We start from the raw sequence: 12,217 nt of genomic DNA on the forward strand, positions 1-12,217 counted from the left end.
CAGGCTTCTGCGCGGGGGAACGCGTTAAGATGAGCGTGAGCCCGCGCGAATAGAAGCTGGCAGCACGCTAGCGTATTGTATGATCTAAGGCAGTTGCTTACTCAGTGCCGGGATCACCCCAGCGAGATTTAACCCGTATTTCGGATCAGCATCAGCGGCCAATGTGGCTTTAATTGCCAAGCGCGCGGCCACCATGGCAGTTGCCGCTGCTTGCCGCAAGCGCTGGCCTTTCAGCAAGCCAGTTGCCAAGGCCGCAGCGAAAAGATCGCCAGTGCCAAAATAATGCCCGGGTTCTTTTGGCTGCGCCAGTGCCAGCGTTTCCCCAGACGCATCCATCCCGACAACGGCAATCTGCTTATGAAACGGCACCCCGGTGATTAAAACCGCATTGTGGAACTGGGCGTGCAGGCGCTTAGCCAACGCCATCACGGCTGACGGTTCCGTCAATGCCACCAGTGGCTCGTCTAAAAGCAGTTGCGCTTCGGTGATGTTCGGTGTCAGAACCGTGGCGCGGTAGGCTAACTGTTGCAACGTTTCGACGTAGGCGGCATCAAAACCTTTATAAAGCTTGCCGTCATCTGCCATAACCGGATCGATCAGGACTAGCGGCGCAGAAAGTTTTGGCAGCCAGCGTTGCCATTGAAGCGCGGCATTTTGGCCAAGATAGCCGAGATAAATGCCGTCGGGTTGTAGTTGCAGTCGTTGCCAATGGGTCAGAATTCCAGGCATCTCGGAACTCAGGTCAAGATAAGTATTAGCGCCCAGACCGCCAGTGTGACTCGACAGTAAGGCGGTCGGCAACACATGCGGCGTCAACCCCAGACCGGCCGCTAACGGCAAAGCCACGCCCATGGAAACCTGGCCGACACCGCACAAATCCTGACTAATGATCAGACTTTTCGTGTTCAAAGTATGAATCCTTTCTAAAAGTATAGGTGCTTAACAAAGAGCATGCGCAATTTTTAACGAACTGTCAATGAGCTTTTTTATATATTGGCACAAACTGGCTTCCGTGCAAACTAAAATGGCCCTGGCACCGCGCCGGGACCATTCATCATTGAAGGTATCAAAATCAGTTAAGCATTCCGAATTGTCTTTGTTGCCGTAGCAATTCGTTTAACAACCGTGGGATTGTCCATGGTGTAAATGTGGATGCCATCGACACCATGCACTAATAAATCAATAATTTGATCAATGGCATAAGCAATCCCCGCATCGCGCATGGCTTCTTTGTTGCCGGAAAAATGTTGCATCATGGCGACAAATTTTGGCGGCAAATTGACGCCAGCCATGGTGGCCATGCGTTCGATTTGATGCTCGTTGATCACCGGCATGATCCCGGCTTCGATGGGTACGTGAATCCCTGCAAGCTCGGTGCGTTCGCGGAAACGGTAGAAAACCTGATTGTCAAAGAAAAGTTGGCTAATCAGTTGGCTGGCTCCGGCATCGACTTTTTCCTTAAGGTGGCGAATGTCGCTGACTACATCTGGTGATTCGGGATGTTTTTCCGGGTAACAGGCTGCCACGACATTGAAATCGCCGCGCTGGTGAATGTGTTCGATTAAATCGCAGGCATAAGGGAAGTCGTTGCTGACGCGGCCGCTTTTGGGAATATCACCGCGCAAGGCGAGAATGTTATCAATGCCGGCTTCTTGAAAACCGCGCAATTCTGCGTCGACCTGCGCGCGGGTGAGCTGGGCAGCCGGTAAGTGGGCGACCGGTTCTAGATCAAACTCGTCTTTGATCAACTTGGCGACCTCCAGCGTACCCATGTGTGGCTTATTGCCATTCGCACCGAATGTGACGGAGACAAAATCAGGATCGGCTTCTTTTACCGCATCGAGGGTATTGAGAATCGGCGTTAACGCAACGTTACTGGCATTTTTGCGCGGGGGAAAGACTTCAAATGAAATGACTTGATGATCTTTAAAGCACTGGTTGATTTTCATGAGTGAGTTCCTTACGTACTTGTTTAGCCGCTGCGACCATGTTGATCAAGCTGGCCTTGGTTTCCGGGACATCGCGGGTTTTAAGTCCACAATCAGGATTAATCCAGACATGATCAGCCGGCAACCGTTTCAGAATTTCGTGGATGATGTGGACGATTTCGTCTTTGGAAGGGATGCGCGGCGAGTGAATATCGTAAACGCCGGGGCCAACGTGGGTCTGAAAATGGGTGGCTTTGAGAATGTCCAAGAGGCTGAAATCAGAGCGCGCAGCTTCAAACGAAATCACATCGGCATCAAGATTATCAATCGCCTTAATGATGTCGCCGAACTGCGAATAACACATATGCGTGTGAATCTGGGTCTCCGGTTTTACTTTGCTGGCAACGAGGCGGAAGGCTGGGACTGCCCAGTCCAGATACTTGGGATACCAGTCTTTTTTGCGTAGTGGCAGATTTTCCCGTAACGCCGGCTCGTCGATTTGAATGATTTTGATGCCATGCTTTTCAAGATCCAGCACTTCATCTTCTAGGGCCAAAGCAATCTGCTCGACGCTGGTCTTTTGACTCAAGTCCTCACGCGGAAACGACCAGTTGTAAATGGTGACCGGTCCGGTGAGCATGCCTTTGACGAGGTGGTCGGTTTGACTTTGGGCAAAAACCGTTTCCGCCACTGTAATCGGTTTGGTGCGTACAACATCGCCCCAAATGATCGGTGGTTTCACGCCACGGGTTCCGTAACTTTGTACCCAGCCATTGTCGGTGAAGCGGAAGCCGCCGAAGTTTTCGCCAAAATATTCAACCATGTCGTTGCGTTCAAACTCGCCGTGAACCAGAACGTCCAAGCCAATTTTTTCCTGGAATCTGATCCAATCGACTTCTTCTTGATGATTGAATGCCGTATATTCGGCTTCCGTGATTTCATGGCGGCGGAACTTAGCCCGATTGCGCCGAACTTCTGCGGTTTGCGGGAACGAGCCGATGGTGGTTGTCGGCAGTAGTGGCAGGTTGAATTCCTTAGCCTGAATCGCCAGCCGGGTTTTGCGATCAGGCGTCCGCTTATAGTCCTCCGGCGTTAAGGCCGCAATTTTGGCGTTTAAGGCTTTATTTTCCTCGTAGCGTGGCTTGCTGAATAAGGCGACGTTAGCCTGATAAGCTTCGTGATCGGCGCCGGTGTGGAAAATAGCGTCAAGTTCGTGCAACTCATTTAGTTTTTCTTCAGCAAACGCCAGATATTGCTTTTCTTCAGGCTTGAGATGCGTTTCGTTGCGTAGTGTATAAGGGACATGCAATAGCGATGTGGAGGTGCTCAACACAAGCTTGTCCGTGATAGCTGACAGCTGCTTAATCGTTGCCAAAGCATCAGCATAGTGCGTCCGCCAGATATTCTTGCCGTTGACGATGCCGGCAAACAAGGTGGCATGCGCCGGGAAGCCGTGCTTTTTCAGCAGATCGAGGTTCGCATAGCCTTCCACAAAATCCAGGCCGAAGCCATCAAAAGGCAGTTCGGAAATCTGGTCAAACGAGTCGGTTAAATCGCCGAAATAAGTCTGAACCAGAATTTTGGCGGTGTTCTTTTGCGCCAGAATCGGCGTATAAAGTCGTTTAAACAAGGCTAAGTCAGCATCAGTCTGGTCATAAACCAGCGCCGGTTCATCAAGTTGAATCCATTCCGCGCCGGCTGCGTGTAGTCGCTGAATGATTGTGCTATAAGCGGTGATTAAGTCGGCTACGAAATCATCCGGAGCAACATCAATGAAGCGTGACAGTTTCAACAACGTGTAAGGGCCGATTAAAGTCGGGCGCGCCGCGATGCCTAGTGCTTTGGCCTCTTGATATTGCTCGAAAAGTTGCCAGTCCGTCACTTGAATGTGCGTGTCGCGATCAAATTCAGGCACCAGATAGTGATAGTTGGTGTTGAACCATTTCTTCATGGCAAGTGCCTTAACATCACCGGCATCACCTTGATAACCCCGCGCTTGGGCAAAGTAGGTATCGAGTGGCGACAGGTTCAAGTCCAAGTACCGCTTTGGCACAATATTCAAAAGGTTGGCAACATCCAAGGTGTTATCGAAGAAAGAAAAATCACCCGTGGGAATCTGATCAATACCCGCCGCTTGAATGGTTTCCCAGTGCTGCTGGCGCAATGCTTGGGCTTTTTCCTGCAGCTCCTGTGCCGTAATCTGGTGCTTGAAATACTTCTGAGTGGCAAACTTCAATTCGCGATGTTCACCAATTCGTGGGTAACCGATGATGGTTGTTGTCATAAGAAAAACCTCCTAGTTAAAGTGAGCGTGAGCCAGCCCGTTTAGAAACCGGAGTGTAAGCGGCCTCAGTCGTGATGGCCCGGTCTTGGCCATTGCGTCTGAGGTCCTTACACGCAGGTTTCTGGGCTGGCGAACGCGTTAAAAGTGAGCGTGAGATGGCGCGCTTAGGAGCCGGAGTATAAGCGGCCTTGGGCGTGATGGCCCGAACTTAGGCCATTGCGACCAAGGTCCTTATACGCAGGCTCCTGCGCCAGCGAACGCGTTATGAAGCAGGATGTCAATCAGTCCAATGATGAATTGAAGAACACTTGCTAATGAATCGAAATGAACTGTCGAAAGACGTGGTTTGCAATGGCACACAGGTGTTGAAAAATGAAAAAAGCCGTCCTCGACCCAGACAAAAATGTCTAGGCCAAGGACGGCTTACCGTGGTACCACCTTGGTTTAAAAGTCGCTCACACGACTTTCCTCAATCAGTCCGACAGCCATGCTGTGAGACCTAACGCAATAATGGGCGTCCCCATGTGTGCTTTGCTCGCGCTCGACACACCTGCATCACCAAGACCATATTCGTTGCCATTTCCAGATGTCCTTGCACCAAAATAGACACTCTCTAAGCAGGAAACCAACAACTACTCATCTTTCCGCATTTCAATGTTGCGACTAGCATACTGACAATTATGGCAGCTGTCAAGATATTTATTAAATTAAAATGAAGCCTCTTATGGTTGTGAACGCATAGAATTCCGGAAAAACATATGTTCTATTCTCATTATTTAGTCAATAATGATGCAGATTTGTTAAGATGACAACACCAGTGTCATGCTGACCCTTGAGACAATCGAAAAAGCCCCAGAGCGTTAACGCTGACTTGTTTCACGTTTTAGGGTAAGCTAATAGCACAAGTCATCGGAGGAAGAATGCTATGAAAGTTTTGGTTCCATACATCAAGAAATATCGCTGGGACGTGATCTGGTCAATCCTGGCTATTTTTGTGGTAGCGTTCGCGACACTTTGGCAGCCGCATCTGCTTCAGGTGATCATGAATGCCATTATGAAAAATGACAAGCAGACCGTCTGGACCAATGGCCTGTATTTGATTGGGCTGGCGGTGATCGGGATTGTTGGCGGGATTATCAATACCATTTATTCGGCGCGGGTGGCACTGGGTGTTGCTACTGATTTGCGCGCAGATGAATATGCCAAAATCCAGAGTCTGGCTTATGCGGACGTTGAAAAATTTTCACCGTCAAATCTGGTTGTACGCATGACGAATGATATTAATCAGGTGCAACAGATTGTCATGGGCTTTTTCCAGCAAGTCACGCGTATCCCGATTCTGTTTGTGGGTGCCGTGATTCTTGCGATCGTGACCTTGCCGGAGTTGTGGTGGGTGATTGCGGTCATGATGGTGTTGCTGCTGGGCGTCAGTCTTTTTTCGTTTAGTCGTATGGGCAAATATTTTGGCCGGATGCAACAGCTGATTGAAAAAGTGAACACCTTGGCGCGTGAGAATTTAATGGGCATGCGGGTGGTAAAGTCGTTCGTTCAGGGTGCCAATCAGACGAAAAATTTTGCCAAATCCAGCGATGAGATGCGCGATGTCAGTGTCAGAATCGGCAATCTGTTCGCCTTGTTGATGCCGGCGTTTTTCCTGATTGCCAATTTGGCGATTGCCTTAAGTATCTGGCTGATCGGTCAGAATATCACGAGCCACCCAAGCAACTTGGCGGCGATTACCAGTTTTATCAATTATCTGATGCAGATTCTGTTTGCGATCATTAACGGTAGCTTTATGCTGACGTTTGCGTCACGGGCGCTGGTTTCTTTGCGACGGATCCATGAAGTGATGGATACCAAGCCGAGTATGACGTTTGTGAGCGGACCGCATCGGGATCTGGACGGCGCCGTTGAATTCGATGACGTGACGTTCACCTACCCAGGGGATGAAAAACCGACGATTCGTGATATCAGTTTTGCGGTTAAGCCGGGTGAAATGATCGGTATTGTCGGGGCGACCGGCAGTGGCAAGACCACCTTGGCGCAGCTGATTCCACGGCTGTTTGACCCGGACACCGGGATCGTCAAAGTTGGCAGGCATGATGTCCGCGCTGTCACCGAAGCTGATTTGCGGCAGACGGTTGGCTTTGTTCTGCAACGGTCCACGCTTTTTTCCGGCACCATTGCCGAAAATCTGCAACAAGGTAATCCGGATGCTGACTTGGCTTCGATGAAGTGGGCAGCTCGAATCGCTCAATCAGCTGAGTTCATTGAGCGCTTGCCGCAAACGTACAATGCAGAAGTGGAAGAACGATCATCGAACTTTTCAGGTGGTCAAAAACAGCGGCTCTCGATTACACGCGGGGTCATCGGGCAGCCGAAGATCCTGATTCTCGACGATGCTACTTCGGCGCTGGATGCTCGCTCGGAAAAATTGGTTCAAGAGGCCTTGGCGCATGAGCTGAAAAACACAACTACTATTATTATTGCGGAAAAAATCAGTTCGATTATTAAGGCTGACCGCATTTTGGTACTTGATGAAGGTCGGTTGGTCGGTAGCGGCACGCATCATGAATTGGTTCAGCATAATAATGTTTATCGCGAAATTTATGCAACCCAAAAGGCACTGGAAGAGGGGGTGTAACTCATGAAAGACTTGAAAAATGCGGGTAAATTTTACGCCCATTATTTACGGCCATACTGGCTAGAGTTTTTGATCACGACGATTTTGATCGCGATTTCCACATGGGCGATTGTTGTTGCACCAACGTATATGGGCCGCGCCATTGAAGAACTGACTGTCTATGTTCAGCAATGGGCGAACCCGGCAACGCGTGCGCAAGCCTCCTTTACGGCGTTTAACCACACCCTAGCCATTTTTGTCTTGCTGTACTTGATTGATGCCTCCAGTATTTTGATCTCGAGTCTGCTGCTGTCAAAAGTCAGCGGTTATTCGACCGGGACCATGCGGGTAGGTTTGTTCCGGAAAATGCAGCGCATGAAAGTGCAGTATTTTGACAGCCACAGTGACGGTGATATTCTGTCGCGGTTTACCAGTGATTTGGATAATATTTTCAATGCCATGAACCAGGCGCTGATCGAAATCTTCTTAAGCGGTGCCCAGTTTATCGGGATTATCTGGATGATGTTTACCCAGAATGCTACATTGGCGTGGATTACCATGGCTTCGACACCGGTCGCAATTGGCTTGGCGGCGTTTGTGATGCACCAGGCGAGTGTGTCGGTCGATCGCCAACAGGACGATATCGGCCGACTTAATGGTTACATCAACGAGCAGATTACCGGTCAGAAGATGTTGATTACCAATGGCCTGCAGCAGGAAAGTGTTGCCGGCTTCCAACCGTATAACAATGCGGTACGCAAATCTAACTTGCGTGGGCAGATTTGGAGCGGGATTTTAAACCCGTTGCTCATGGGGTTGTCGTTGCTGAACACGGCGATTGTGATTTTTGCCGGTTCCTGGCTAGCGTTAAACGGATCGCTGAGTCAAGGCGCGGCTTTAGCTTTGGTGGTTGTGTTTGTTAACTATGCGCAACAGTATTATCAACCAATCGTGCAGCTGACCAGTCTGTTTAACATGATTCAATTAGCCATTACCGGTGCCCGTCGGATTACCGAAGTGCGAGAACAGCCGGATGAAGTCGATCCAAAAAATGGCCGCACGCTAGATGGTTTGAAACACGAGCTAGTGATTGATAACGTGCATTTCAGTTACATTCCGGGTAAAGAGATCCTGCACGGCGTTACGATCCATGTTGAAAAAGGTGAGATGGTGGCGCTGGTTGGCCCGACTGGCAGCGGGAAAACCACGGTTATGAACCTGATGAATCGTTTCTATGATGTCGATTCCGGTTCGATTACGTTTGATGGTGTCGATGTGCGTGAATTTAAACTCGCATCACTGCGGCAAAATGTCGGCATTGTTCTGCAAGATCCGCAACTATTTTCCGGAACGATTCGTGACAACATTCGTTTCGGTGATCCTGAAGCAGATCAGGCGCGGGTTGAAGCCGCCGCCAAGCAGGCCAACATTCATGACTTTATTGTGAGTCTGCCGGATGGCTATGATACGTTCGTTTCGGATGAACAAAGCGTCTTTTCAGCCGGACAAAAGCAGCTCATGTCGATCGCCCGGACTATCTTAACCGATCCGCGCTTACTGATTCTTGATGAGGCGACCAGTAACGTGGATACGGTCACTGAAGCCAAGATTCAAGCGGCGATGGACAATGTGATTCAAGGGCGGACGAGCTTTGTTATCGCCCACCGGCTGAAAACGATTTTGAATGCCGACAAAATTGTCGTCCTTCGCGATGGCAGGATTATTGAAGAAGGCAATCATGAACAGCTGCTGGCGCAAAATGGCTTTTATGCCGAGCTATACCATAATCAGATGGTGTTTGAATAGCATCTATTTAGATTCCGAATAATTCCGGAATCTTTTTTAATATAATTCGCAAATAAAGCGATTTAGAGGCCTTTCTAAAGCTTAAAACTTATGATAGTCTTTCTATATAAGAACAATACTGTTCGCTGTTTTGATCAATAAAGACTTCGTGGAGGTAGCAATGAGCAAACGTAGGTATTTGGTCGCTTTAGGCGGTATTTTGCTGCATTTGATGATTGGTTCTGTTTATGCATGGAGCGTGTTTACCGGTCCGATTGCCAAACAGACAGGGTGGGCGTTGTCCTCAGTCACAGTGGCGTTTAGTATTGCCATTTTCTTTCTGGGCATGAGCGCTGCCTTCATGGGCCGTGTGGTTGAGCGCTTTGGCCCGCGGTTGACCGGGACAGTTGCCGCAATTTTATACGGATCAGGGATTTTGTTAACCGGCTTGGCGGTTCAAATCAATTCGTTGCCGCTGCTATATCTAGGTTACGGCGTGATCGGCGGGTTAGGTTTGGGCGCCGGCTATGTGACGCCGGTTTCAACGATTATTGCGTGGTTCCCGGATAATCGCGGACTCGCGACCGGAATGGCGATTATGGGTTTTGGATTTGCCGCCATGTTGACTGGCCCGGTTGCCCAGCAATTGATCGCAACTATCGGCTTGGTAGCCACCATGTATTTGCTGGGTGCGGTTTATATGGTGATCATGTTGGGAGCAGCTCAAGTAATCCGTAAGCCGCGACCGGATGAAGTGCCGGCAGCCGATCTTGCCAAAAGCGTGAGTTTGACCGGTAAGGCGATGACCGCCAATGAGGCAGTCAAAACACCGGCATTCCGCTATTTATGGCTGATGTTTTTCATCAACATCACCTGTGGTATCGGGTTAGTGGCGGTTGCATCGCCAATGGCAGAGCAACAAACCGGTATGTCCGCTGCGACCGCCGCTATGATGGTCGGGGTCGTGGGCTTATTTAACGGTTTTGGCCGCTTGGCATGGGCAACGTTGTCTGATTTGATTGGTCGGCCGCTCACCTATACGTTGATTTTTGTGGTAGATGTCATCATGCTGGTCGGTATTTTGACCGTGGGCTCCCCGCTGCTCTTTGGGATTGCGTTATGCCTGATTATGTCTTGCTATGGCGCCGGGTTCTCGGTCATTCCGGCTTATCTTGGGGATGTCTTTGGTACCAAACAGCTTGGCGCAATTCACGGTTATGTGCTCACAGCTTGGGCCGCTGCAGGAATCGTTGGCCCGACGCTGCTGAGTTTTAGCGAAGAATATTTTCACAATTATACCGTTAGCTTGATCCTCTTTGTTCTTCTCGAATTACTGGCTCTAGGGCTGTCGATTCGCATTCGGCGGGAATTCAAAGCAACTGCGCAGGATGCGAAGCATGTGACCGACTAACGGTTTTGTCTGCGAAAAGATCGAGAGAGAGACTTTAGGCTGAATGAAAAACATTATGCCGTTGATGTTTTGCTGGTGATATAAACGCCGTCTAATGTGGATATTAATATATCAGAACCCCGTATTTAGGTACGGGATTTTTTTATGTCCCAAAATGCTGATATGACAACATTTTTAGTTTATGTCACATATTATTGACCAAATCCAAGCGTCTTTTGTTGACAAACCTGTACGTACAGGTAAAATAAACTCTGTAAGTGAAATCGCTTTCTGGAGGGGGAAGAAATGCGTAAGTACGATGTCATTTATCAGGATCTGAAGGACAAGATCGAAGCAGAGATTTATGTAACGGGATCGTTGCTACCAAGTGAACGGACGTTGCAGGAAATGTACCAGGCGTCGCGTGACACGGTACGAAAAGCATTGCAGCTGCTCAAAGACGACGGGTTTATCCAGTCGCAAAAAGGTAAAGGTTCAACGGTGATTAATCGGCAGGAATACGTTTTTCCCGTTTCAGGAGTTGTGAGTTATGCCGAACTGGCCAAACAATTTCACTTACAGACGCGAACCGTCATTTTGGCCAATCATTTTGCAACGTTACCAGCCAAGTCGTTTAAGGACGTGGATCCACATGTGACGACTAAACAGATGCGGTTTTTGAAGCGGGTGCGGTATTTGAAAGGCGAGTCGGACATTATCGATATCGATTATCTTGATCCTAAGGTAGTGCCGCCGATTCCGGAGTCGGCAGCCAAGGATTCGTTGTATGCCTATCTTGAATGTCGGGTGGGGTTGACCATTGCCTATGCGACCAAGGAAATCACGGTGGAAACAGCCACCGAAGAAGATCGGCGTTACCTGAAGTTGCCCCAAGCCGCAGTGGTCGTCGTAGTTCGCAGTTGCAGCAGTCTGGTCGATACAACAAAGTTTCAATACACGGAGTCGCGTCACCGGGCGGATCGGTTTAAGTTTCATGATTTTGCGCGGCGAATGCGGCCGTGAATGGTGGCAGGTCGAGCTTCAGTTAAAGGTGAAGATTAAGGAGGTGCATGATGGGATTTCATAAGAAAGTCATTTATCAGCTGTATCCCAAGTCGTTTTATGACAGCAATGGCGACGGGGTCGGCGATTTGCGTGGCATTATTGACAAGATTGATTATCTTAAGTCATTGCACGTCGACATGATCTGGTTCAATCCATTTTTCGTGTCACCACAATACGATAACGGTTATGATGTTGCCGATTATCGCAACATTGATCCACGGTTTGGTACGATGGCGGATTTTGACGAATTGGCTAAGAAACTCAAAGAAGCTGGGATCGATATCATGTTGGACATGGTGTTGAATCATACCAGCACAGAGCATGAATGGTTCCAAAAGGCATTGGCTGGCGACAAGCATTATCAAGCCTATTATTATATTCGCCCGCCAAAGCCGGATGGCAGCTTGCCGACTAACTGGGAAAGCAAATTCGGCGGGCCAGCGTGGGCACCGTTTGGCGACACCGGCAATTATTATCTGCATTTATACGAACGCCGCCAAGCTGATTTGGATTGGCACAATCCAGCGGTTCGGCAAGAAGCCGCAGCGATTATTAACTTTTGGCGTGCCAAAGGTGTCCACGGATTTCGGTTCGATGTGTTGAATGTGATTGGCAAGGCAGAAAAACTGGTCGATGCACCGCCAGAGGTTGCCAGCAAAACGCTGTACACGGATACGCCGATTGTTCAGGACTATTTGAAGGAACTGGCGGCTAACAGCTTCGGCCAGGATCAAAACAGTGTCACGGTGGGAGAAATGAGTTCCAAAACTGTTAAGAACTCAATCGCCTACACGAAACCGGAAAATCATGAATTATCCATGGTCTTTCAATTTCACCATTTGAAGACGGATTATAAGAACGGTGAAAAGTGGACGAAAGAACCGTATAACTTCAATGTGTTGCGTGACATTTTGCACACCTGGGGTCAACAGTTAGATCAAGGCGGCGGCTGGCAGGCGCTGTTTTGGAATAACCACGATCAGCCGCGGGCACTCAATCGTTTTGGTAACGTTGACAAGTATCGGGTTAAAAGTGCCGAAATGCTTGCTGCGGCGATTCACCTCAGTCGTGGCACCCCGTATATCTATATGGGTGAGGAAATCGGCATGACCGATCCGCACTACCATTCAATGGATGATTAC

General features: G+C 49.2%; 8 protein-coding genes. 5 read left to right on the top strand and 3 right to left on the bottom strand.

All coding sequences use genetic code 11. From position 1 onward, the window contains the following. Positions 1 to 84: 84 nt before the first annotated feature. From GSO_RS08575 to metE, 3 genes are all read right to left on the bottom strand, one after another. Positions 85 to 909 (bottom strand): PfkB family carbohydrate kinase, encoded by an 825-nt coding sequence (locus tag GSO_RS08575; RefSeq protein ID WP_010491117.1) that lies wholly within the window; start codon positions 907 to 909, stop codon positions 85 to 87. A 167-nt stretch (positions 910 to 1,076) separates the two neighbouring features. Beyond that, positions 1,077 to 1,949 carry a methylenetetrahydrofolate reductase [NAD(P)H] gene (gene metF, locus GSO_RS08580; protein ID WP_010491119.1) on the bottom strand — a complete coding sequence of 291 codons (873 nt, stop codon included), beginning with the start codon at positions 1,947 to 1,949 and terminating at the stop codon, positions 1,077 to 1,079. Beyond that, positions 1,927 to 4,212 carry a 5-methyltetrahydropteroyltriglutamate--homocysteine S-methyltransferase gene (gene metE / locus GSO_RS08585; RefSeq protein ID WP_010491121.1) on the bottom strand — a complete coding sequence of 762 codons (2,286 nt, stop codon included), beginning with the start codon at positions 4,210 to 4,212 and terminating at the stop codon, positions 1,927 to 1,929. Before metE ends, metF begins: the two co-directional genes overlap by 23 nt. 925 nt (positions 4,213 to 5,137) lie before the next feature. Here metE and GSO_RS08595 point away from each other — a divergent pair. The 5 genes from GSO_RS08595 to GSO_RS08615 all read left to right on the top strand — a co-directional run. Further along, positions 5,138 to 6,856: an ABC transporter ATP-binding protein gene (locus tag GSO_RS08595; RefSeq protein WP_010491123.1), complete on the top strand. Its 1,719-nt coding sequence runs from the start codon at positions 5,138 to 5,140 to the stop codon at positions 6,854 to 6,856. Between the two features lie 3 nt (positions 6,857 to 6,859). Then, positions 6,860 to 8,641 carry an ABC transporter ATP-binding protein gene (locus GSO_RS08600; protein ID WP_010491126.1) on the top strand — a complete coding sequence of 594 codons (1,782 nt, stop codon included), beginning with the start codon at positions 6,860 to 6,862 and terminating at the stop codon, positions 8,639 to 8,641. A 160-nt stretch (positions 8,642 to 8,801) separates the two neighbouring features. Continuing rightward, entirely contained in the window at positions 8,802 to 10,031 is a 1,230-nt protein-coding gene (locus GSO_RS08605; protein ID WP_010491127.1) for an L-lactate MFS transporter, read from the top strand. Positions 10,032 to 10,316: 285 nt separating this feature from the next. Beyond that, positions 10,317 to 11,033 carry a trehalose operon repressor gene (gene treR, locus GSO_RS08610; RefSeq protein WP_010491129.1) on the top strand — a complete coding sequence of 239 codons (717 nt, stop codon included), beginning with the start codon at positions 10,317 to 10,319 and terminating at the stop codon, positions 11,031 to 11,033. Positions 11,034 to 11,083: 50 nt separating this feature from the next. Then, a partial coding sequence (locus GSO_RS08615) for an alpha-amylase family glycosyl hydrolase (protein ID WP_010491132.1) occupies positions 11,084 to 12,217 on the top strand: 1,134 nt, incomplete at its 3' end.

It is taken from the genome of Lacticaseibacillus zeae DSM 20178 = KCTC 3804, from assembly GCF_000260435.1.
Classification (GTDB): Bacteria; Bacillota; Bacilli; order Lactobacillales; family Lactobacillaceae; genus Lacticaseibacillus; species Lacticaseibacillus zeae.